Here is a 21,051-nt window from a genome sequence, read left to right on the forward strand (position 1 = left end):
GTGTTGGGGTGTTAGGGTGTTGGGGTGTTGGGGTATCAGTTGAAATTCCCCCATCTCCCCATTCTCCCATTCCCCTGCTAGGCTAATTTAATGGCTGCAGTGACCACCTCTTCTAAAGACTCTAACCAATGAAAGTTAACATCAGCTAAACTCTGACTGAGATCGATCGCTTTGCTGTCAGCTAGGACGCGAAAAATTATTTGTGGTAGGGAGGGATTGAGAAAAGATCGAGGTTGCAAGGTTTGTCTTTCCTGTCGGGTGGCCCGGATCGTTCGCTCGCCGCTGCCCCGGCTAGGTAATAATGGGCTATAACTGCGGTAGTAATTGCTAATAGTCTCGATCGCTTTTTGGCCAAAGTCGGGATAACCGATAATATCAACGATAACCACTTTTAAATTAGGCAATAGTTGGAATTGTTGCAGACCAGCCTCTATTTGCTCGTTTAATTGCTCTAATTCTAGTCTTTCCTCCAGTATAAGCCATGCCGCCAGTTTTGCCCCCTTGCCTACCAAGGCATCCCAGACAGTGGACATCAAACCCTGGCCATTACTGATCACGGCTATTTGGCCAGTTTGATCAATTATCGACCAAGGGGATTGTAATTGGGGTGGGGTCAAGGCCAGAAGATCGAGATGTCTAGCTAAAGCGGCATCATTAACACTTATTTTGCCATCTAGGGCCATCACTTCCCCAGCTTCGTTGATACCCAGGGGATTAATCTCGATAATATCGAGATCTTTGCTGACAAAGAGACTATACATTTTTTCGAGAATTTGACTGATAGACTCGATCAAAGACCCTCTTAAACCCATAGATACGGCTAATTGCCGACAGAGATAGGGGGAAAATCTCTCTTCAATGACCACTTTTTGCATGGTTGCCAGTAAACTGTCCACATCCATCCCCCCTTGACTCGCACCGAGTAAAACTGGTCTTTGCAGATGATAATCGAGTAAAATGGCTAAAAATATCTCCTGTTGCGGATTATACCTGGCTTCTGCTAAGATTACCTCTGGATATTCTCCGGCGATCGGTAAATGAAAGATAGCATGGGCAGCAGCGATCGCATCAATGGTATTAGCGACAAATTTTACTCCTCCTGCTTTTCCCCGTCCTCCCGCTCGTACCTGGGACTTTAGCACGACCGGATAGGGAATGTTTAATCTTTTTAGTCCCCCCGGTTCGTGGATTGGTTGGGAAGGTAAAATGGGGATGCCGACTTGAGCAAATATTTCCTTGGCCTGGTATTCGAGTAAATCCATAATTGATTAGTTGATAAAGTGGCGATTCTCTCTTTGCTCGTTTCGGTAGCTTGGGGACTATGAAGATTATTTTAGCAACAGCATCCGGTTCGCGGGTGATCAGGGAGAATATTTTTGGTTGATAGGGGTGGGGGACTGATCGTGACGGCAATCTTGATCGCAAAACTTACAGTTAATTCGATCGGGTGATTTTTTTTTGATAGGATTTAACCTATAATTCTCCCATAAATAGTTATTGTTCCCCATTAACCGTGCCAAACCAAGAACTGCGGACAAATCAAGAGTTTTGGCGTTTCAATAGACCAAATAAACTAATAACTGCCAGTTAGTCCGAAATATCGGTTATTTTTGGCTAAAATTTTCCTTATTTTCCGCATTTTCTTGCTTGGAAACAAACTTTTTTACGCTTTCGTCTCTATCTTTAATTCTCTCCCACTAGGAAACTCAAGGGTAAGATGCTATATTTTCAAAAGCAGGGTCGTCATCATCCTCTGATCCTATTCACAATGCTTTTAAGTGCTTCTTTCGTTGTGGTCTCCCTTTCCGTGACTCCTGCGATCGCACGTCAATTCGCCCCGATTAACCAGATTAAACCGATTCCTTTGGGGAATGATCGATTAATTCCTGCTGGCACAGATATCCCTGTAAAATACGAGCAAGGGGAAAAAATTCTTTTAACCAAACAAGAAACTTTTTCTTTATCTCTGACCGTCACCGATAATATCAAAAATTCCCAAGGACAGACAATTATTCCCGATGGTAGTCAGATTATCGGAGAAATTAAACCCGATGGTCAAGGTTCGCGTTTTTTATCCCAAAAAATCTTCTTAAAAACCCGTCAACCCCAAGAAAAATCTATCGATGCTATTTCGGCAGTTTTCACCCGTCTAGAAAGACTAATTAAGGGAGTTAACCCCGATAAAATTATTCAGGGTGCAGTATTAGGAAAATCTGCCGCTTCTGTCCTCGCTTCCTTTACTTCTGACCAACCAGTTAGCGAGGGATTATTACGAGGAGGAGGATTAGAAGTATTAGCAGGGTGGTTATTACGAGGAGAATCGGTGGAATTATTGTCAATTAACCCCAAGGAAGAGTTAAAACTAACCCTTCGTTCTGATTTTACTGGTCAGTAGGCTTTAAAAAATCAGGTGTGTTAGTTATTAATCTAACACACCAGCGATCAAGACTAAGCGGCGTTTTGCCGATACCATTCAATGGTTTTTTGCAAACCTTCTTTAAATTCCATTTGAGCAACAAAACCGAATTTTTCCCGAGCGCGGGTTGTATCTAAACAGCGTCGCGGTTGACCATTCGGTTTATCTATTTCCCAAACAATTTCGCCATCAAAACCCATTAAATCACAGATTAATTCCACTAAATCTTTGATAGAAATCTCATAATTTGTACCAAGATTAACCGGGTCTGATTCATTATAGAATTGACTGGCCATGACAATGCCTCGCGCTGCATCGGTGGAGTAGAGAAACTCCCGGGTTGGACTACCATCTCCCCAGACAGGAAGTTGTTTATCCCCCCGTTGTTGTGCCTCATAAACCTTGCGAATTAAAGCAGGAATTACATGGGAACTACCCGGATCAAAATTATCCTCTGGCCCGTATAAATTTACCGGTAAAAGATAAATTCCGTTGAAACCATACTGCAAACGATAGGACTCTAATTGTACCAATAAAGCCTTTTTAGCGATACCATAAGGCGCATTGGTTTCTTCGGGATATCCTGACCATAAATCGTCTTCATGGAAAGGTACTGGAGTAAATTTTGGATAGGCACAAATTGTCCCCACACAGAGAAATTTTTGCACTCCTGCTAGATAGGCAGCGTGAATTAATTGGGTTCCCATCATCAAATTATCATAGAATAATTCGGCGGGTTTTTCCCGATTGAGACCGATACCTCCCACATGGGCCGCCAAATGGATAATTAAATCTTCTTGGTCGGCTAAACGTTGACAGTTTTCCCAAACTCTTAAATCACAATCCTTTGACCGAGGAATGGTAATTTTTTCGGGATTTGCCCCCGCTGCAATTAATTGATTAACTACTTGCCGACCTAAAAATCCAGCCCCCCCGGTGACAACGATTCTTTGTTCGCTTAAATTCAGCATATTTTTACCTCTTTAATCCACAGTTGTCATCGAACGATTGCGAAGATAAGCCAAATCTTTTAATAACTGTTGGCTATCACCACCGTTATTAAGATTAATCCCCAGAGCCGCTAAATCCGCATCTACCATTAATTTTACCAGTCCCTCGAACGTCACCGACGGCTGCCAACCTAATTTCTCTCTGGCTTTTGTGGAGTCTCCTATTAATAAATCTACTTCCGCTGGACGCAAATAACGTTGATCAAACTCCACATAATCCTGCCAATTTAAATTAACGTATTGGAAAGAAATATCGAGAAACTCCCGGATAGAATAGGTTTCATTGGTCGCCACCACATAATCATCCGGTTCTTCCTGTTGTAACATTAACCACATCGCCCGCACATAATCCTTAGCGTAACCCCAATCCCGTTTAGAATCAAGATTTCCTAGATAGAGTTTTTTCTGTTGTCCGGCAATAATTCGGGCCAAGGCGCGGGTAATTTTGCGTGTGACAAAAGTTTCTCCCCGACGGGGGGATTCATGGTTAAATAAAATGCCGTTACAGGCAAATAAGTCGTAGGATTCCCGATAGTTGATTGTTTGCCAGTGACCGTAAACTTTCGCACAAGCGTAGGGACTGCGAGGATAAAATGGCGTGGTTTCTTTTTGGGGAACTTCCATGACTTTCCCAAACATTTCCGAGGAACCTGCTTGATAGAAACGCACTTCGATGCCGGTTCTTTTTTGGTAATCCCGAATTGCTTCTAGTAATCTTAAGACCCCCACCCCCACAGCATCAACGGTGTATTCTGGAGCATCAAAACTAACTCGCACGTGGGATTGGGCCCCTAAATTATACACTTCTACCGGTTGCACTTGTTCGAGGATACGCCGCAGGGTTGTCCCGTCGGTGAGGTCGCCATAATGAAGAAATAATTTAGCATCGGGCTGGTGGGGGTCAATGTAGATATGATCGATGCGATCGGTGTTAAAAGTTGAGGTACGACGGATGATACCGTGGACTTCGTAACCTTTTTCTAATAATAATTCACTCAGATAGGAACCATCTTGACCGGTGATGCCGGTAATTAGGGCGCGTTTAGCTTCAGTCATCAGTAATTTACCTAATCGGAAAGAATAAAGACCATATAAAGAGTCTGACTGCTTATAGCACACTTTAGCCCCTCAGGACAAGTTTGGCTAGGTTGACAGGGGACAAAAAGATGAATTTATTTTTTATCCGGGCTGCATAGATTCTAAATGGTTCTGACAATTTTCTCGGAATTTTCTGACTTGAAATTCCTTGACTTTGGTTAATTGATAATTATCTTTTCCCATGGCCAAGTAAAATTTCGCTTCGGTCTCATCAAGTAAATTTTGGGGTACAGCTTTCCACTGTTCTTTCGTTTGCCAATGGACAACGATAATTAATTCTTCCTCGATGGCGGGATTAATCCAAAGCTCCTTACCTAAAAAACCCGGTTGTTTTGCTAAAAACTTTGTCCAAATTTCTTGATCTTTTTGGATAAATTTTTCCCTCGCTTCGGGGTTAACTTGAAATTCTAACCACTCAATGACCATAGTAATTATCTCCTATTTTTTGGCTTTCATCAAGAATTCTTCTGTGAGTTTCATAAAAGCTTTGGAACCACTAGAAGAGGGCATGGCTGCCACCGCAGGCACGAACATATCCACAGCTTTAGCTACATTAACATCCATAGGAATCGCATTAGCAAAAATTTGATGGGCTTGAAAATCCTGTTGTACCCGGCGCATGACTTGATTATAGTAGCGACTGAGTAAACCACCACCGGAAAGAATAAAAACTATACCGAGTAAACCGGGGTTAATCGGGTCGGTTTCTTGATGACTAGCTTTCAGTTTAACTATTCTTCTTTCTAATAGCTGAATGCCGACAATTGATAAAGGTTCGGGACGGGCGGGTAGTAAATAAAAATGACTGCTACATAGACCACTACGAGTTAAAAGATTATACCCCGGAGCGCAGTCCATGATAATATAATCGTAACGGTCTTGAATGGGGTCAATGATTTTTTGAATTAGGATTCTTTCTAGGTTATTCCAAGCATGATCAAAGCCTAAGTCTTCCTGTAAAATTGCTTGATGGTGCAGGGTTTCTGAGACGACATATTCATCATATAGTTCGATGTCTCCCGGCAGTAGATCTAAGCCTTTAATTTCACAGACTGAAGGGACAATAATATCATCAATAGTTAATTTATTGTAGGGATTGGGTTTGATAATTGCTTCTAATAAATAGCTTAAAGTGCGTTTTTTGCGACGCAGTTGAGCAAATTCATGGGGGGACATTAAACTAAGAGTCGCACTGATTTGAGCATCTAAATCGAGGACAAGGACTCGTTTTTGCTGAAATTTAGCTAAACAGGTGGCAAGATTGACGGTAAGGGTAGTTTTTCCTACTCCTCCTTTCATATTAACGGTGCTGATGACAGTGGCCATTATGGGAATTCCTTTCTAGTTAACCGATGGAATATCTCGACGTAAAACCTGCCCATTGGGAGCCATAATCAGAGGAGGTAAACTGGTAATATCGATCGCTTCTTGGGTTTTCATGTCGTAGGTAGTGTAAACTGTTTCCTGTTGATGGGGATTAATATTGACAATTGTTAGGGTTTTTCTGGGTGCTTGTTCACTCTTCAATAACCGTCGCGGTCCACTGCCTAAAGCTCCTGCGTGTAATAATTGTAACTGCCCCCGTTTACCCGGATAGTAAGCGTGAGCATGGCCACTAATATAAGTATGCACCTGATGAGCCTCTAAAAACGCTCTTAATTGCTCGGCATCGGCTAAATAATCCCCCGGTCGATTTCTGCCCACGGCAATACCGTAGAGGGGTAAATGACCGATTACTAGCCGCATTCTAGCATTTTTAGCGTCGCTACTACTCAAGTTTTTTGCCGCCCAATTTAGTTGTTCCCGAGAGATTAAATGAGTGGAGGCATCCCAAACTAGATAGAATATACCATTTTGAGTGAAAGTATAATAAAAAGGAAAGCCAGTTTTATCGATAAAATTTAAACTTGTATTATGTTGGGGGTTTTGCCAATAATCTTGGGCTAGTTTTCTCTCCTTAGCATAGATAAATTTTCCTGCGGATAAAGCTCCAGAAGCGTCATGATTACCGATGGTAAAACCAAAGGGTATTTTAGCAGCTCGCAGGGGCGCGGCGATATGGTGATCAAAGGCCGACCACATAGCGTTAATTGCTGCCTCTGTCAAGCTGCTTTTTTGTCCTGCCACCATGTCGCCACCACAGAGAACCAGATCGGGTTTATGATTGATAATTAAAGGGATAGCTCGATCGATTTCGGGATCGTAAGTAGTGGAACCGTATTGACTATTAAGGTCACTAATCACGATTATCTTGACTTTTTTCGCCTTTTGTGCTTGTTTAACATCCGACTCAGGGGGATTTTTGGAAGTAACAGGCTGTAAAATCTGATGAGCGCAAGCTGCCAAGCTAAAACCGCCTAAACTGCCACTAATAAGCAAAAATTTACGGCGTTGCATAGAATATCAATCTCGTCTTTAATTGAGGTCATGTCAGTTAGTGTAGCAATTTTTGTCCCTTCGATCGCTTTTTTGTTGATTATCCCAATTAACTATCAGGAGATAACTTGACAATTCTCTTAACTTCTTTTGCGCCTTGGTTATGCCATCATCGGAGTAATTCCTCCGATGATTTGTTAGTATCTATTCAAGATAATTGTCCAAAAAATCTTTTATTTTTGCGTCAACTTCCCGTTAATACTCATCGAGCCAGTGAACGAGTTATCAAAGCTATTCAAGACAAAAAAACCGATTTAGTTATTTGTTGTGGCATGGCGGAAAGTCGTTATCGTTTAAGTTTAGAATCTCAGGCTAAGAGTAGTACAAAAAAGTTATTGACACCAATTCCCTTGCCAGATTTAATTAAAAACCTTAACTATAGTTATATCAGCGATAATGCTGGTCAGTTTGTCTGCGAAGAATTATATTTTCAAGTCTTAAAATATCATCCAAGGGCTTTATTCGTTCATGTCCCGCTTTTAACTGATAAAAATTTTGCTATTATTCAAAGGGATTTTCAGAAAATTATCACCCTTAGTCGTTAGCTCATATAATTCGAGAGTAAGTTTCAAGGGAAAAAGGAAAAAGGATATACTGGTATTTTGCCATAATTGCCCTCCTCGACTTGAGAGCGCACCTGAGTCTAATAAATCTCATTGCCACGTCGAGCAAATTCTTCTTTGCTTTACTGGGGTGATCCCACTATCATTGGCTTGACCTAGTTGCAACTTTTGCCCCTATATTTTAAACTAAACATTGGGAATCTTCACTAACATTCCTCAACGACGCGATTAGTTAATTGTCGATTGGCTAAAGCTTGATCGCCTAGGTAGGGTAGGGGACTACAAATATTGAGAAAGCTAGTTTTAATAATCGGTTCTAAAGTGATATTTTTCTGACGGGTTAATTACTATAATAAATTATGATATTCTTGATAAATACTATCAATTTCTTGCCAAATTCCCCAGAGCAAAAGTATTAATAAAATTAGATAATTACTGTATAACTTTAGGGTTGGGTTTAGACAAATTTCTCGCAATTGATAGGCAGTTATCAAAGAATTATCAAAGTCTTCGGCTAAAATATAGAGGTTAATTAACTGTTCTAAAAGACTCAGATCATTTGGTCTTAATTGTAGACAAAGTTTAATAATTTCTACTCCAAAAGCGGGACTTTGTTGTTCGTTGGTGACTCGTTATGCTATCTGAAAAGCTTGCGGGATCAAACTATCAGCTAATTCCTCTAGATAGGGTAAACTTACTTGAGCTAAATCTAAAGTTAATTCGTGGGGATATAAAAGACTTTTGAGAACTACATTTAAAAGCAATTCTCGATCGGGATTAGATCTGAGATTGTCTTGAATAGGATAATTAAGTAGTTCTTCTGGATCGAATATTTCTAAATCTAAAGCTAAGTCGAATAAAGCTAATAAATTATTAATTGACTTGGGAACAATTTCCTGTAGATGATAGCGAAAATATTCTACAGCTGCCAGATCACATTTTCTTTGTTGTCGTCGCGCTTCTGTATCTAAAACTGCTTCTAATTCTGCTTGCTATTGCTTGACTTTTTCTGGATTACCTCCTCTTAAAACATTTTGCCACATTACCTGCGCTTCTGCTTCTAAATTTTGCAGAAGATAGGCAACTCCCAAGTACCAATAGTCAGAAATATTTTCGGGATTGTTATCGATTAGTTCCTCGTAGATTGCCGCAACTTGAGGATAATCTTCGGCAATTAAAGCTTGATAAGCGTCAGGATGCCACATAAATCAGTTATCAGTTTTTTGAGATAATATTTTCAGAAAATCTTGATGTTCTTGACTGGCTAAACCTTGCTGTAAAACAGTCAAAACCTGTCCCAAGTTACCTGCTAATAAAGCATTAACATCTAACCAAAGACCGGGGAAAACCTGCGAGTAAATTATCCCTCGACTATCGGGTTCAAGTTTAATATATTCTCCAGCATTTAATCGGAACCAATCTAATTGACGTTCATAAACTCGCCAAACAAGATATTCTTGCACTTGATTACGACGATAAACTCGCCATTTATTGTGGAGATCATAGGAAGCAGTAGAAGCGGCGATTTCTACGATTAATTCCGGCGCACCTTCGATATAATCATCGTCACTAATAGTTGATTGTCCAGCAATTTTAATTCTTAGTAAAGCATCTGGTTGTACTTCATTATCTGCATCCAGACGCACTGTAGTATTATCCGCAGACATTACCCCAATTGTGGCGGCTTTATAGACCCCTAACCAAGTTAAAATATCAGAATGAGGTTCTCCATGACTCTGCACTCGTACAGGAGAAGACATATAAACTATTCCTTCAATTAATTCGGCTTTTTTTATTTCAGAAAGGTTCTGATAACGGCGCTCAAATTCCTGGCGACTTAGTTGATCCCCATTTTCTAAAGGAGGGGTTTTAGGGAGGGAATAAATAGGTTCAGAAGTGATCATTTTATTTGTCCCAAACAACAGTAAAGCTCAAAAATAATTGACTGATAAGTAGGGAGGCACAATTATTTGTAGGATGGGTTAGCGGTAGCGTAAACTATGCAGGCGTTGGGTTTCATGCTTCAACCTAACCTACGTTCTGGGAACTGTCAACTTAAAACTTACATCTGATAACTGATAACTGATGACTGATAACTGAAATTAAACCACTTTAGCGATGGCTGCTTCCAGCTTATCCATCGCCTCATCTACTTCTGTTTCCGAGACAATTAAAGGCGGTACAAAACGGAGAACTTTCGGACCTGCGGGAGCAATTAATAAACCCTCTGCCAAGGCTGCGTTAACAATAGTAGATGAAACCAACTCACTTTCTGAATTAATTTCCAGACCATTAATTAAACCCCAACCGCGCACCTCGACAAATAGATGGGGATATTGAGAAGCAATCACGCGTAAACGGCTGCGTAATTGTTCCCCTCGCTGCTGGACATTTTCGAGAAGATGATCCCGTTCAATGGTTTGTAATACTGTTAAAGCTGAGGCACAAGCGAAAGGATTACCTCCAAAGGTACTCGCATGACTACCCGGTTCAAAGACATCACAGAATTTTCTGCACATCATCGCACCGATGGGAATACCACCCGCTAAACCCTTAGCAGAAGTGAAAATATCCGGTTCCACTCCTAAATTCTCATAACCCCAGAGTTTACCAGTTCTTCCGACTCCCACCTGTACTTCATCAAAGACAAGCAAAATGTTATTTTCGTCGCAAATTTGCCGTAAACGTTGGAAATATTCGATATCTCCTGGACGAACTCCCCCTTCACCCTGCAGCGGTTCCAACATAATCGCAGCCACCCGACGATTACCCTCATCGAGATCAGCGATCGCATTTTCCACCGCTTCGATATCATTATAGGGAATATAGGCAAACCCCGGCATCAGGGGTTCAAAGTCTTTTTGGTACTTCGGTTGACCGGTTGCGGTGATGGTAGCTAAAGTGCGGCCGTGAAAACTAGCGTGAGCGGTTAAAATAACCGGCTGTTCGAGGAAATCTAGCACCGTATGGGCATATTTTCGTACTAATTTAATCGCCGCTTCGTTTGCTTCCGCACCAGAATTACAGAAAAAGACTTTATCAGCGCAGGAATGATCGACAATCCATTTAGCTAGTTCTCCTTGTTCGGGAATATAGTATAAATTCGAGACATGATGGAGTTTTTGGATTTGCTGACTAACCACTTCAATTAAAGCAGGGTGCGCGTGACCGAGGGTACAGGTGGCAATTCCCGCGACAAAATCAAGGTATTGTTTCCCGGAAGTATCCCAGAGGAGACAGCCTAACCCTTTGGCGATCGCAATGGGAAAACGACCATAAGTATTCATCACATAGCTGTTAAAACTATCTGGATCGAAGGGTTGATTCGGGTTTAAATTGGGAGTGGGATCAACTAGGGTTGGTTCTAAAAGGGTTTCTGGACTCACTGGGGAACTCCTGCGCGATTAGACATAGGGGAAATTATAATCAAATCCGTCTGAGAAGGACGGGTTATTTAGATTAAAAACTGATTTCATTGTAAGTTACTAGACAGTGTTAGGGGTGAATTTTGCTTGTCTATCAGTGAAGATAAATATCGTCGTCTGCGTCAGGAATTAATCGGGGGAATTTTTGCCCTGGTCGTGGTGTTTTTGCTGGGTACGTTTTGGTATCATCTGATCGAGGGTTGGAGTTTGCTAGATTCGGCCTATATGACGATTAGTACCCTCGCTACCGTCGGTTTTGGCGAAATTAATCCCCTAGGTGAACGGGGACGACTATTCACGATGGTTTTGATTATCATGGGAGTAGTCAGCATCGGTTATATTGTTAATCGCTTGACCGAAGCTTTAATTCAAGGCTATTTTCAAGAGGGACTCAAACAGAGACAGGAGAAACGCTTGATCGATCGACTATCGGAACATTATATCATCTGTGGTTTGGGTCGCACAGGCAGACAGGTAGCGATCGAATTTTACGCAGAAAATATTCCTTTTGTAGTTATTGATACAGACCCCCTACAGGTAAATCGGGCCAAAGAATTAAATTATATTGTTGTTCAAGGAGATGCCACCTTAGATAAATCTTTACAAATGGCAGGAATTGAACGCGCTATTTGTATTGTGGCCGCTTTAACTTCCGATGCGGAGAATTTATATACAGTTTTGTCTGCTAAAACTCTTAATCCGAAAATTCGCGCCATTGCCAGGGCCAGTACCGAGGAAGCAGTACAAAAATTACAACGGGCCGGGGCCGATGCGGTGGTATCTCCCTATATTACCGGCGGCAGAAGATTAGCAGCCGCAGCCCTACGACCGCAGGTGATGGATTTTGTCGATGGTATTTTAACTGGAACCGATCGATCGTTTTATATGGAGGAATTTTTAATCGATCCCAGGACCTGTCCCTGTGTGGGTTTAAGTCTTAGTCAAGCACATTTAAGATCTCGATCGGGGGCCTTAGTTTTGGCAATACGTCGCGCTGATGGTACGCTAATTGGGGGACCGACCGGCGATACGGAATTAATGGCCGGGGATCTGTTAATTTGTATGGGAACGGCCGAACAATTACGCAGTTTAACTCAGATTTTAATCCCTATGCGATCGGATGGTTTACGTTTACCGAAGCATTAGTTAAAGAATCGATAAAAAATCTACTGGTAGCATTGCGGGAACAGGGGAAGCGGCAAAATCTCTTAGGTTTCGCGTTATGATTATTTCTAGCTTTTCTGATTCAGCAACGGCACTGGTAACGGCATCTTCAAAATCTTTCATCTGACTTGCCAATGCTTGCCTAATTATTGCATCTGTCACCCTAGCAACTTGCAAATTCTCTAGAAGACTTATCACCAATTTTCTTGAGCTTTCCCTTCCGTTTTGTTTAGACAAAATATAATAAATATTAGTGACGGCATGGCCAGAAATATATGCTTGAGTTTTACCTGTCTTAACTGTATTTAATGCTTGTACAGATGCTTGAAAATGTGGTTCACGCTTACCCAAAACATCTAGCAATACATCACTGTCGAATAGGACTCGTTTCACCGATACTTCTCCACTAAATAATCAATATACGATTCTTTTGGGTCTTCTGGTCCTAAATCGACAACCCCCACTAAGTCTCTTGTCCAAGGATCAAGATCGCTTAAATCATCTGTTAGGGAATGAGAGGTAGTTTCTGAGGATACATTCTTAGGATTAAATCGCTCTTGAATTCTGAAAATTATTAAACTATAATAGGCTCTCAATTGGGTGACTAAAGATTTGTCAGTATCTTGGAAATATTCGGTTATAGTACGATTAGAAACCGATAGAGCATTTTTAGCTCCCTGGTAAATTTGCTCTAGTTCTGAATCGGCAAACATATCAATAAACACATCTATGGTTTCCGAGAGAAGGAGTGAACCTTCCACCACTCTGATTAAATCGGCTTTTTCTTCACCCGTCTTTCCCTCATTGATCTGAGCAAGGCTGATAAATAATTTAGCATAGGCAGTTACTCTATCGGTAAATTCATTGATAATCTCAATCAAATTTATTGCCGAACCCTCATTCTTATATTGTTCCCATACCTGAAACCATAATTCATCAATTTGACAAAATATATCGGCTCTTGCTTGATAAGTTTTAGAGTTATCTTTAACTTGCTCAAGTAAAATCTGAGTTTCTTGTAGTAAATTATCCAGTATTATCCGATCAGAATCGGTGACAATTTGATCGAGTTTATCTGTAATATCTTGCAGATTTTCTAACAAAAATTGTCCTAAATTTTCCCGTTCGACTGAAGTTTGCAGACTATTCATCATATTTACCTCTCCTAAAACGGCTCTTCTAGGTTCTGTGTGATAAGTTTAACTTACATCGGATCGATCAATCTTTGTGTCCTTTGTGTCTTTGTGGTTCGTTCCACCCCCTCGCTAGGAGGAATGTATCTTAGAATATACTTTACCCACCAAATCCAAGAGAGCCTGAATACTGACTTGGAAACTACTGGCTCCTTAATCCTCAATCTATCAGCCTTGCAGCTTACTTAGATAATTTGTACTATAGAGTTCTGGCATAATTAATTTTTGAGAGTTCAAAAATGAGTCAAAATCCCAATTCTTCCTCGCGATCACTGCAGCCGCTGCCGGTTCCCTCCATCCCGATACCTCCCTCGGAGTTAATCAAGGGAACCAAACCAGAGATAAATCAAGAAATGAGCCAAAAGGTGGCGATGCAGTCCAAAAAAGTGCCTAATATGCCACAAAATGGTCAAATATCGCCACCACGTTCTCCCCAAAGTCGCGCTTCCAATCAACCCACCTTAGAGCATTTGGTTCGGATTGCCTTTGAGCGGGGTTATTCGGACGTTCACCTGGGGGTTGGAGAACAACCCCGGATGCGGGATCGTGGCGAAATGATTATTCTCGACTATCCTGAAATTGACATCAACACTTTTTATAGTTGGTTACGCGAAATCCTCGGTGAAGAAGAAATCCTTCGCTTTAAAAAAGACCTAGAATTTGACGGTGCGACTCAGTACCAATTCGCTAGAGCGCGGATTAATATCTTTGAAAGTCTGCGCGGTCCGGGGATGGTTTTGCGTCTGATTCCCATGAAAATCCCCACTATGGAACAATTGCGCTTACCGATGGTATTCCGGGATGTGTGCGATGTACAGAAGGGATTGATTTTAATCACCGGTCCGACGGGTTCGGGGAAATCCACCACCCTAGCAGCCATGATCGATTACATCAATAAAGAACACCCCAAACATATTATCACCATCGAAGACCCGATCGAATTTGTCCATAAAAGTCGTCGCAGTTTGATCAAACAACGGGAAGTGGGAATACACACCCATGAGTTCGATAATGCCCTAAAAGCCTGTTTGCGGGAAGACCCAGATATTATTCTGGTGGGGGAGATGCGGGACAAAGTCACCGTTAATACTGCCCTGAAAGCTGCCCAAACCGGTCACTTAGTCCTGGGAACCCTGCACACCAACAGTGCTGTAAAAACCCTGGAGCGGATTTTAACTCTTTATAGTGCCGAGGAACGGGAATCGCCGCGGCTGGCGATTGCAGAATCTTTGGTTTGTATTGTCTCCCAGGGTTTATGTCGTACCACCGACGGTAAACGGACGGCTTTTCACGATATTCTCATCAATACAGAAACCGTCAAAGATTACATTCGCGGCGGCAAAAATGACGAAATTATCGAATTAATGAGGGATGGCGAATACCATGGCATGATTACCACTAATCAATCTCTGTTTAACCTCTATCAAGAGGGACGGATTAGCGATGAGGTCGCCTTGGCCATGTCCCCGGTCCCCAATGAAATGGCCATGATGCTGCGGGGTAGAATCTAGAAAAACCCTGAAGGAAATTCTTCAGGGATCAAGAGTTTAGTAGGCTAGAAAAATAGAAGCTCCTGCTTATTCTCTAGGGGAACCCCTCAAGTGATCACTTCCACGATTGTGTTGCCCGATATTTTTAAAGGCATCGCCCTGTTTACCCCCGGGGGCGATCTAATTTACTGTATCGATCCTGATAAACAAACTCATTGGCATCTGAATCTCTGCGCTGCTCTCCAGTCCGCTTTAGGGTTGTCAGAACCCCCCCATTTTTTAGTTCCTAGTTTTACTGCTACCATCGATCGCTGGCGAGATCCCTACAGTCACCGTATTCACACTAGAGCCGAAGTCTATCCCCTTGTCCGTCGCTATCAGCCTTTATTAAATGCTATTTTCGCCACGGACGATCGAGCTTGGTTTACTGTACCCTGGCAGGAACAATCCTCTAATCCCACTATCTTAGAAACCTATCGTCAGCAGTTTCCCCAACTTTGGCAATCCCACGATCTGATTCTCCGTTATCAGGAGCACCACCCAACCACTTCAGGGATTAATGCTGACTCTGACTATAGTAATCCTAGTCCCAAGGGTTATGTTTTGCGGTTATTTGTCTCCGGTAATAATGCCAATACTAAACACACCCTAGAATCGATCCATCAGCTTCTAGAACGAGAATTACACCATCCCTATACCCTGAAAGTGATCGATATCTCTAAACATCCAGAACAAGCAGAATCTAATCATGTCTCTGCTATTCCCACTTTAGTCCGGGTTTGGCCGCAACCGGTGAAACGCATCATCGGCGAATTTGAGGATTTACCGCGAGTATTACAGATTATCGCCACCTCTTAGGGGTTAAAGACTTCTGACTCAATCCCCCGCCACCATTCGCCCAATTTCATTAAGTCTTGCTGAATATCATCCAATTCTTGGATATATTCCTGTTGGGAAAGACTGGCACGACGTTCTTGCAGTTTTTTGAGACGCAATTGCACCAACAGCCAAGGCTTGGAAATACCGTTAGTTTCTTCAATGCAGCGAGCGATATCTTGACTATCCATAGTTTTCTACTATTATTATCCCATATTTTGTCAAATTAATCCAAGAATCCTTTTTTTAGTTGCAGAAGATTATGTTTGATTTTAGCCACTATTACCCCTACACCGAATTAGTTTCTTTCCTGAAAAGCCTAGCATCATCCTATCCTAATTTAATTAGCCTCACCTCGATCGGTAAAAGCTACGAAAATCGAGATATCTGGTTAACTACCCTAACAAATCAAGCCACAGGCCCCTATTTAGAAAAACCTGCCTATTGGATTGATGCTAACACCCACGCGGGGGAAGTAACAGGCTCTGCCGTCGCTCTCTACACTATCGCTCATCTTTTGCGCCAATACGGTCATAATTCCCAAATTACCAGACTTCTTGACCATTACACTGTCTATATTTTGCCGCGATTAGCCGTGGATGGAGCGGAAAAATATCTCACTACTCCCTATCTGTTACGATCGAGTATTCGCCCCTATCCCCACACGGATGAGAAACCGGGGCTATATCCTGAAGATATTAACGGCGATGGTTTAATCTTACAAATGCGCCAAAAAGATACCTGTGGCGCTTGGAAAATTTCTGACCAAGATCCTCGCATTATGGAGCGTCGCGAACCGGAGGAATTTGAGGGAACTTTTTACACTTTGCTCACCGAAGGTTTAATCCGCGATTACGATGGCTATAATTTTACCACTGCCCCCACCCTAGAAGGCCTGGATTTTAACCGCAATTATCCTGTTTATTGGGTTCCTGAAGGGGAACAACAGGGGGCCGGAGATTTTCCTTTTTCGGAGCCAGAAACCCGTGCAGAAGCCAAATTTTGGGCAAATAACACCAATATTAATGGCTTCGTTACCTATCATACCTATTCCGCAGTCATGTTGCGTCCCTATAGCACCCATCCCGATGAATATTTCCCCGTGGAAGACTTAGAAATGTATAAATATATTGCTGATAAGGGAAAAGCAATGACTGGTTATGAATGCGTTTCTGTCTATCACGATTTTCGTTATCATCCCAAAGAAGTGACTAACGGTGCCATGGATGATTACGGTTACGACCATTTTGGTTGGTATGGTTTTACGGTGGAGTTATGGGATGCACCCACCCAAGCAGCAGTAAAAAAAGATGATTATATTCAATGGTTTCGCTGGCATCCTTTGGAAGATGAATTGAAGTTACAGCGTTGGAATGATGAGAATTTGGCGGGAAAGGGTTTTATTAATTGGCAAAGTTTTGATCATCCCCAATTGGGAGAGGTGGAAATTGGCGGTTGGGACTTTAAAAATGTCTGGCAAAATGCCCCAGAAAAGTATTTACCAGATTTATGTGAAAAACAATGTCAGTTTACTATTGCCCATGCTTTAATGTCACCTCTTTTAGCTATCTCTCGTCTTGATCTGAAGTCGGAGGGAAATGGTATTTATCATCTGGTTTTACAGTTAGAAAATCAGGGATTTTTACCCACTTATACCAGTAAAAAAGCACTGGAAAGAAAGATCGTTCGTCCCATTCAAGTCAAGTTAAATTTGGCCGATGAGGTGAGTTTAATAGTGGGAAAATTAGAGCAGGAAATCGGTCACTTAGAAGGGCGATCAAATAAAGTATATAGTAGCCTCGCTCACGGTTTAGATTATCGCTGTACGGTGGAATGGGTAATTAAGGGAGTTTCTGGTCAAGAAATCGAGATTATCGCTATAGCTGAAAGAGCCGGGACAGTCAGACAAAAAGTGATTTTATAGAGCTATTTGGTTCGATAAAATTGTTAAATAAGTCTCGTGGGATTCCGTGGGTAAAACTCGCAATTTTTGGCTAAGAAGATCTGGTTCTAATCCCAAAGCTTCTAAAGGAATTACTCCTAATAAATTGTTTTGACCTCCGGGTAATTCCAAACATTCAAAAGTCCCTTCCCGTCCCGCGATAATCAAGGTGGCATCGCGAAAAATTCTCGCTTTTCCTATGCCTTTAGCCGTAGCCACATCTACTTCTTTTAAAAGCTGTAAACCCAAGCGGGAGATTACTTCTGGCACCAGACAAAGAGTGGTTGCTCCCGTATCCACCAAGACATTTTCTAGGGTAAGAGAGCGAATTTGATCGGGAGAGATTACAGCCGCTGCTGCTAAAATTTGATCGGCGCGATTGATAACTGTAATGCTGGTGTAGATTTTGCCCATATCTTCTGTAATAATTACTGGATCAACCATAATACTACCCTCAATTCTACCCCTAAATTATACCAGAATAACTGCCAAAAAAACTGTCTAGTAATTTTAATTATTAATCCAGCCATCCGGCACAATTGCACCGCAGAAGTTAACTCCCATCAGATTAGCACTCATTAACTCGGCACCAGTTAGATTGGCATTACTTAAATCAGCACTGGTGAGATTTGCTCTAGCAAAGAAAACATCGATTAAATCCGCTTCCCTAAGATTAACTCCTGAAAGATTAGCCTTTCTTAAGTCAGCATGATTCATTCTTGCCGCTTGAAAATTAGCTTGACTAAGATTAGCTCGATACGATCATTTTCTCAACATTTTTTATAGGCAGAACTTCAGGACGATTTAGGGTTTTAACTAATTTATAAACAGAAAAAGTTAATTGTTCCTTACTGGTTTTAATTTGCAGCAACTCCTCCAACAAGTCTTTCATCGCCACACCGTCTAATACTAAATCCGTTGAGGATAGGTAACATATCAGGATAGGCAAAAGGCAAAAGGCAAGAGGCAAAAGGGGGGATAGATAATCAGTTTTTAATAACTGGATTTAGTCTAAAATATTAGGGTAATGATTCGGTAGTAGTGGCGTAGCTCTCTTGCTTACTTGGTATGAATTGTGTAAAATATTTATGAATAAAAATAATTGGAACCCGATCAGTCTTTAAACCTCTAGCTTGATCATGACTTTTCTGATAAATATCTTTTTCTGGCTTCTGTCTGGCTTACTCAAATATCAGTCTAGCACCGAACAAAATCCTCCCCCTAGTTCACCTCTATTCCCCTGTCCTAATTGTGGTTCTCACCATACTATCAAGAATGGTTCTATTCATAATGGAAAACCCAAACGTCAATGTAAAGAATGTGGTCGTCAGTTTGTGATCAATCCCACTAATAAAACCGTCTCTGACGAAACCAAACAATTAATTGATAAACTCTTGCTCGAAGGAATTTCCTTACGAGTAATTGCTAGAGTAACAGGAGCAAGTTGGTCATGGTTACAAAATTACGTCAACAATAAATTGGCATCTGTCCCTCGTCAAATAAAGGTTTCGGACAAACTAAAAGGTAAATTGGTTATAGAATGTGATGAGATGTGGTCTTTTGTTTTTTCTAAGACGATAAAGGTTTATATTTGGCGGTTAATTGATAGAAATACAAGGGAAATTATTGGCTGCTATGCGCGGAGATAGGAGTCGTCAATCAGCCAAAAAACTTTGGGGCCAGTTTACCAGGCGTTTACCGACAATGTGGGGTTGCTTACACAGACTTTTGGGAGTCCTATAAGACAGGAATTCCTAGTAAACGTCATCAGGCAGTAGGTAAAGAAACTGGTCAAACTAATCCTATTGAAAGATTAAATAATACCTTTTGACAAAGGATTTCTCGGCTGGTGAGAGAGAGTCTATCTTTCTCTAAAAAAATGGAGAATCACGTTGGGGAACCCTTTGGTATTTTATCCATGACTACAATGCACAGCAAAGCAAAGGATTAAGCCGCCATCACTACTACCGAATCACCACCGGGTTTGAGAGGGTCACAAGCATTGTAGAATCGATCGTAATCTAGCTCTCTGTTTCCGCCCCAGTTCTCGCTCTGATTTTGATTCATAAATAACGGTTCTACAAAAATAGATTATCCATATCATAGATCGACGCAACTTGATAGGGAACAAATATTTTTATTCTTGACGGAAATTTTATCCCCTAATTGCTAAAACGACTTTTTCTATGGCTCTTCGTTACTTGTTATGGTTCGATAGGGGGGCATAAATCAACAAAATCTTTATCTGGTAAGGGATTTAATTGATTAGTTCGTTTTAGATAAAAAACAATTGATAAAAATCGCCCAATGTCTTTCTCTATAAGGGTTCCATCCCTTATAACTCCCGTCTATTGCATAAGACAAACCGAAGAACCTTTTCTATTGCTTCTTTCATGACCTTCTCAAACAATCTTAACATTAGTTCTCTTGACAAACGCCTCATCATAGGATTGTTTTAATTTCACAGAACTACACAGCAGTGGAATTATTTCCCACCGATTATTTAAAGACTTTAAGGACTAAATCAGATAAATTGGGCTATTATCAAGCCCAGATGCCAGATAAATCAGTTTTAACTGCTTTATTTAGTTTTTTCTTCTTCAATCTCCCGCTGCATTTGGGCGATTTCTTCGGGAGTCATCGCTTCCAGACGTTTTTTAAAGACGGCATCTTCGTAATCCTTGCGCTGTTGGCCGTAGGTCATATTATCGGTGGCGACTCGAAACAGATAGGTAAAAATCCAACCGATGACACCACCCACCAACACCGCTTGACTCCAAATTCCCGCCGAAGCACTATCTAAACCGGTTTTTTGCAGGACAATGTAGAGGATGCCGCCCATAGCAAACATCCCTATACCGATCCCGATGACATCAATGCGTCTCATGGGTTTTTTTGGGTTGATAACTTAAGCTTTGAGGGTACGACGTTGGGGACGGAAGTTAAGGAAAGGACTTAACAACAGCATCCCGGGAAAGAAAAAGCTCATCAGAAAGTACATAAACCCTCTTTCCCAAGAAGATGCCACATACCAGCGCGTATTGAGGTAGTAGTAGATAACGGCGGGAATGACGAGCAAATATAAGACACTGAGAGATAGGTAGATCAGGGCGATGATAATGGTTTCTTGCGTCAGAATTGATTGCATAAGGATTGATTTTTATCAATGGCTGTCGGTGAACTGCAATTCACCTGCTGATTATTTTACCCTGTCTTTCCCCCTTTGCGGCGATCGAATTGGCGGGCTAAAATAATTTACTGAAAATACTCTTGCCAATTAAATTATTTGTGATATGATAAAAAATTGTCGGTTAAATAACGGGGGCGTGGCGGAATGGTAGACGCTACGGACTTAAAATCCGTTGAGCCTTATAAGCTCGTGAGAGTTCGAGTCTCTCCGCCCCCATCGATCGAAGTCTATATTTAAACTGAGTATTG

General features: G+C 41.5%; 23 protein-coding genes, 1 tRNA gene and 2 pseudogenes. 8 read left to right on the plus strand and 18 right to left on the minus strand.

All coding sequences use genetic code 11. The features are described from left to right. Nucleotides 1-77: 77 nt before the first annotated feature. A complete protein-coding gene (locus tag IQ224_RS08520; protein ID WP_194032830.1) occupies nucleotides 78-1,262 on the minus strand; it encodes an ATP-grasp domain-containing protein in 1,185 nt (394 codons plus the stop codon). A 455-nt stretch (nucleotides 1,263-1,717) separates the two neighbouring features. Here IQ224_RS08520 and IQ224_RS08525 point away from each other — a divergent pair, with 455 nt between their 5' ends. Beyond that, nucleotides 1,718-2,395, plus strand: coding sequence for a hypothetical protein (locus IQ224_RS08525; RefSeq protein ID WP_194032831.1), 678 nt, complete (start codon nucleotides 1,718-1,720; stop codon nucleotides 2,393-2,395). 53 nt (nucleotides 2,396-2,448) lie between these two features. Here the strand turns inward: IQ224_RS08525 and IQ224_RS08530 are convergent, their stop codons facing one another. The 5 genes from IQ224_RS08530 to IQ224_RS08550 form a co-directional block, all read right to left on the minus strand. Further along, nucleotides 2,449-3,387 (minus strand): GDP-L-fucose synthase, encoded by a 939-nt coding sequence (locus IQ224_RS08530; protein WP_194032832.1) that lies wholly within the window; start codon nucleotides 3,385-3,387, stop codon nucleotides 2,449-2,451. A gap of 12 nt (nucleotides 3,388-3,399) precedes the next feature. After that, a complete protein-coding gene (gene gmd / locus IQ224_RS08535; protein ID WP_016516741.1) occupies nucleotides 3,400-4,482 on the minus strand; it encodes a GDP-mannose 4,6-dehydratase in 1,083 nt (360 codons plus the stop codon). A gap of 123 nt (nucleotides 4,483-4,605) precedes the next feature. Continuing rightward, nucleotides 4,606-4,950 carry a TIGR03792 family protein gene (locus IQ224_RS08540; RefSeq protein ID WP_194032833.1) on the minus strand — a complete coding sequence of 115 codons (345 nt, stop codon included), beginning with the start codon at nucleotides 4,948-4,950 and terminating at the stop codon, nucleotides 4,606-4,608. Between the two features lie 12 nt (nucleotides 4,951-4,962). After that, on the minus strand, nucleotides 4,963-5,850 hold the full coding sequence (locus IQ224_RS08545) for a ParA family protein (RefSeq protein ID WP_194032834.1): 888 nt from the start codon (nucleotides 5,848-5,850) through the stop codon (nucleotides 4,963-4,965). A gap of 15 nt (nucleotides 5,851-5,865) precedes the next feature. After that, nucleotides 5,866-6,921 carry a metallophosphoesterase gene (locus IQ224_RS08550; RefSeq protein ID WP_194032835.1) on the minus strand — a complete coding sequence of 352 codons (1,056 nt, stop codon included), beginning with the start codon at nucleotides 6,919-6,921 and terminating at the stop codon, nucleotides 5,866-5,868. Nucleotides 6,922-7,028: 107 nt separating this feature from the next. Between IQ224_RS08550 and IQ224_RS08555 the strand changes: the two genes are divergently transcribed. Beyond that, nucleotides 7,029-7,505: a peptidase C15 gene (locus IQ224_RS08555; protein WP_194032836.1), complete on the plus strand. Its 477-nt coding sequence runs from the start codon at nucleotides 7,029-7,031 to the stop codon at nucleotides 7,503-7,505. A gap of 365 nt (nucleotides 7,506-7,870) precedes the next feature. Here IQ224_RS08555 and IQ224_RS23955 read toward each other — a convergent pair whose 3' ends face one another. The 5 genes from IQ224_RS23955 to IQ224_RS08575 form a co-directional block, all read right to left on the minus strand. Next, nucleotides 7,871-8,017 carry a hypothetical protein gene (locus tag IQ224_RS23955; RefSeq protein WP_002793615.1) on the minus strand — a complete coding sequence of 49 codons (147 nt, stop codon included), beginning with the start codon at nucleotides 8,015-8,017 and terminating at the stop codon, nucleotides 7,871-7,873. 138 nt (nucleotides 8,018-8,155) lie between these two features. After that, on the minus strand, nucleotides 8,156-8,287 hold the full coding sequence (locus IQ224_RS24555) for a hypothetical protein (RefSeq protein ID WP_002793617.1): 132 nt from the start codon (nucleotides 8,285-8,287) through the stop codon (nucleotides 8,156-8,158). A 228-nt stretch (nucleotides 8,288-8,515) separates the two neighbouring features. Beyond that, a complete protein-coding gene (locus IQ224_RS08565) occupies nucleotides 8,516-8,728 on the minus strand; it encodes a hypothetical protein (protein WP_002751022.1) in 213 nt (70 codons plus the stop codon). A gap of 3 nt (nucleotides 8,729-8,731) precedes the next feature. Continuing rightward, nucleotides 8,732-9,427, minus strand: a complete 696-nt coding sequence (locus tag IQ224_RS08570) for a Uma2 family endonuclease (RefSeq protein WP_194032837.1) — start codon at nucleotides 9,425-9,427, stop codon at nucleotides 8,732-8,734. 198 nt (nucleotides 9,428-9,625) lie between these two features. Further along, a complete protein-coding gene (locus tag IQ224_RS08575) occupies nucleotides 9,626-10,909 on the minus strand; it encodes an aspartate aminotransferase family protein (RefSeq protein ID WP_002793619.1) in 1,284 nt (427 codons plus the stop codon). A gap of 126 nt (nucleotides 10,910-11,035) precedes the next feature. Here IQ224_RS08575 and IQ224_RS08580 point away from each other — a divergent pair, with 126 nt between their 5' ends. Next, entirely contained in the window at nucleotides 11,036-12,094 is a 1,059-nt protein-coding gene (locus IQ224_RS08580) for a TrkA family potassium uptake protein (RefSeq protein ID WP_002744445.1), read from the plus strand. On the opposite strand, the gene IQ224_RS08585 is transcribed toward IQ224_RS08580, so the two are convergent. After that, complete coding sequence (locus IQ224_RS08585) at nucleotides 12,095-12,505, minus strand: PIN domain-containing protein (RefSeq protein WP_002744443.1); 411 nt, start codon at nucleotides 12,503-12,505, stop codon at nucleotides 12,095-12,097. It abuts the gene before it with no gap. Next, on the minus strand, nucleotides 12,502-13,266 hold the full coding sequence (locus IQ224_RS08590; protein ID WP_002744442.1) for a hypothetical protein: 765 nt from the start codon (nucleotides 13,264-13,266) through the stop codon (nucleotides 12,502-12,504). Before IQ224_RS08590 ends, IQ224_RS08585 begins: the two co-directional genes overlap by 4 nt. 278 nt (nucleotides 13,267-13,544) lie before the next feature. Here IQ224_RS08590 and IQ224_RS08595 point away from each other — a divergent pair, with 278 nt between their 5' ends. Both IQ224_RS08595 and IQ224_RS08600 read left to right on the plus strand, forming a co-directional pair. Further along, nucleotides 13,545-14,816, plus strand: coding sequence for a type IV pilus twitching motility protein PilT (locus IQ224_RS08595; protein ID WP_002744438.1), 1,272 nt, complete (start codon nucleotides 13,545-13,547; stop codon nucleotides 14,814-14,816). 90 nt (nucleotides 14,817-14,906) lie between these two features. Next, complete coding sequence (locus tag IQ224_RS08600) at nucleotides 14,907-15,653, plus strand: circadian clock KaiB family protein (RefSeq protein ID WP_036401094.1); 747 nt, start codon at nucleotides 14,907-14,909, stop codon at nucleotides 15,651-15,653. Here IQ224_RS08600 and IQ224_RS08605 read toward each other — a convergent pair. Beyond that, nucleotides 15,650-15,862, minus strand: a complete 213-nt coding sequence (locus IQ224_RS08605) for a hypothetical protein (RefSeq protein WP_002744436.1) — start codon at nucleotides 15,860-15,862, stop codon at nucleotides 15,650-15,652. The two genes, IQ224_RS08600 and IQ224_RS08605, sit on opposite strands and share 4 nt — an antisense overlap. A 71-nt stretch (nucleotides 15,863-15,933) precedes the next feature. On the opposite strand from IQ224_RS08605, the gene IQ224_RS08610 reads away from it, so the two are divergent. Then, on the plus strand, nucleotides 15,934-17,595 hold the full coding sequence (locus tag IQ224_RS08610; protein WP_002744435.1) for a M14 family metallopeptidase: 1,662 nt from the start codon (nucleotides 15,934-15,936) through the stop codon (nucleotides 17,593-17,595). Here the strand turns inward: IQ224_RS08610 and IQ224_RS08615 are convergent. After that, the gene (locus tag IQ224_RS08615) at nucleotides 17,590-18,057 is read right to left on the minus strand and encodes an aspartyl protease family protein (RefSeq protein ID WP_036401092.1); all 468 of its coding nucleotides are present in this window, start codon (nucleotides 18,055-18,057) and stop codon (nucleotides 17,590-17,592) included. The genes IQ224_RS08610 and IQ224_RS08615 overlap by 6 nt on opposite strands. Nucleotides 18,058-18,123: 66 nt before the next feature. After that, nucleotides 18,124-18,369: pseudogene (locus IQ224_RS08620) on the minus strand (pentapeptide repeat-containing protein); the annotation flags it as partial. Between the two features lie 512 nt (nucleotides 18,370-18,881). Between IQ224_RS08620 and IQ224_RS08625 the strand changes: the two are divergent. Beyond that, nucleotides 18,882-19,545: pseudogene (locus IQ224_RS08625) on the plus strand (IS1 family transposase); the annotation flags it as partial. Between the two features lie 649 nt (nucleotides 19,546-20,194). Here the strand turns inward: IQ224_RS08625 and IQ224_RS08630 are convergent. After that, on the minus strand, nucleotides 20,195-20,500 hold the full coding sequence (locus IQ224_RS08630; protein WP_002744428.1) for a DUF3007 family protein: 306 nt from the start codon (nucleotides 20,498-20,500) through the stop codon (nucleotides 20,195-20,197). Nucleotides 20,501-20,521: 21 nt separating this feature from the next. Continuing rightward, nucleotides 20,522-20,761 (minus strand): NAD(P)H-quinone oxidoreductase subunit L, encoded by a 240-nt coding sequence (ndhL, locus tag IQ224_RS08635; protein ID WP_002732218.1) that lies wholly within the window; start codon nucleotides 20,759-20,761, stop codon nucleotides 20,522-20,524. Between the two features lie 172 nt (nucleotides 20,762-20,933). On the opposite strand from ndhL, the gene IQ224_RS08640 reads away from it, so the two are divergent. Beyond that, nucleotides 20,934-21,019: transfer RNA gene (locus tag IQ224_RS08640), tRNA-Leu, on the plus strand. Nucleotides 21,020-21,051: the final 32 nt, after the last annotated feature.

The organism is Microcystis sp. LEGE 00066, assembly GCF_015207925.1.
Taxonomy (GTDB): Bacteria; Cyanobacteriota; Cyanobacteriia; order Cyanobacteriales; family Microcystaceae; genus Microcystis; species Microcystis ichthyoblabe_A.

Bases quoted from the DNA above. Each gene is read 5' to 3' on its own strand.
- IQ224_RS08520 (WP_194032830.1), bottom strand. From the start codon at position 1,262: ATGGATTTACTCGAATACCAGGCCAAGGAAATATTTGCTCAAGTCGGC.
- IQ224_RS08525 (WP_194032831.1), top strand. From the start codon at position 1,718: ATGCTATATTTTCAAAAGCAGGGTCGTCATCATCCTCTGATCCTATTC.
- IQ224_RS08530 (WP_194032832.1), bottom strand. From the start codon at position 3,387: ATGCTGAATTTAAGCGAACAAAGAATCGTTGTCACCGGGGGGGCTGGA.
- gmd (WP_016516741.1), bottom strand. From the start codon at position 4,482: ATGACTGAAGCTAAACGCGCCCTAATTACCGGCATCACCGGTCAAGAT.
- IQ224_RS08540 (WP_194032833.1), bottom strand. From the start codon at position 4,950: ATGGTCATTGAGTGGTTAGAATTTCAAGTTAACCCCGAAGCGAGGGAA.
- IQ224_RS08545 (WP_194032834.1), bottom strand. From the start codon at position 5,850: ATGGCCACTGTCATCAGCACCGTTAATATGAAAGGAGGAGTAGGAAAA.
- IQ224_RS08550 (WP_194032835.1), bottom strand. From the start codon at position 6,921: ATGCAACGCCGTAAATTTTTGCTTATTAGTGGCAGTTTAGGCGGTTTT.
- IQ224_RS08565 (WP_002751022.1), bottom strand. From the start codon at position 8,728: ATGTGGCATCCTGACGCTTATCAAGCTTTAATTGCCGAAGATTATCCT.
- IQ224_RS08570 (WP_194032837.1), bottom strand. From the start codon at position 9,427: ATGATCACTTCTGAACCTATTTATTCCCTCCCTAAAACCCCTCCTTTA.
- IQ224_RS08590 (WP_002744442.1), bottom strand. From the start codon at position 13,266: ATGATGAATAGTCTGCAAACTTCAGTCGAACGGGAAAATTTAGGACAA.
- IQ224_RS08595 (WP_002744438.1), top strand. From the start codon at position 13,545: ATGAGTCAAAATCCCAATTCTTCCTCGCGATCACTGCAGCCGCTGCCG.
- IQ224_RS08605 (WP_002744436.1), bottom strand. From the start codon at position 15,862: ATGGATAGTCAAGATATCGCTCGCTGCATTGAAGAAACTAACGGTATT.
- IQ224_RS08610 (WP_002744435.1), top strand. From the start codon at position 15,934: ATGTTTGATTTTAGCCACTATTACCCCTACACCGAATTAGTTTCTTTC.
- IQ224_RS08615 (WP_036401092.1), bottom strand. From the start codon at position 18,057: ATGGTTGATCCAGTAATTATTACAGAAGATATGGGCAAAATCTACACC.
- IQ224_RS08630 (WP_002744428.1), bottom strand. From the start codon at position 20,500: ATGAGACGCATTGATGTCATCGGGATCGGTATAGGGATGTTTGCTATG.
- ndhL (WP_002732218.1), bottom strand. From the start codon at position 20,761: ATGCAATCAATTCTGACGCAAGAAACCATTATCATCGCCCTGATCTAC.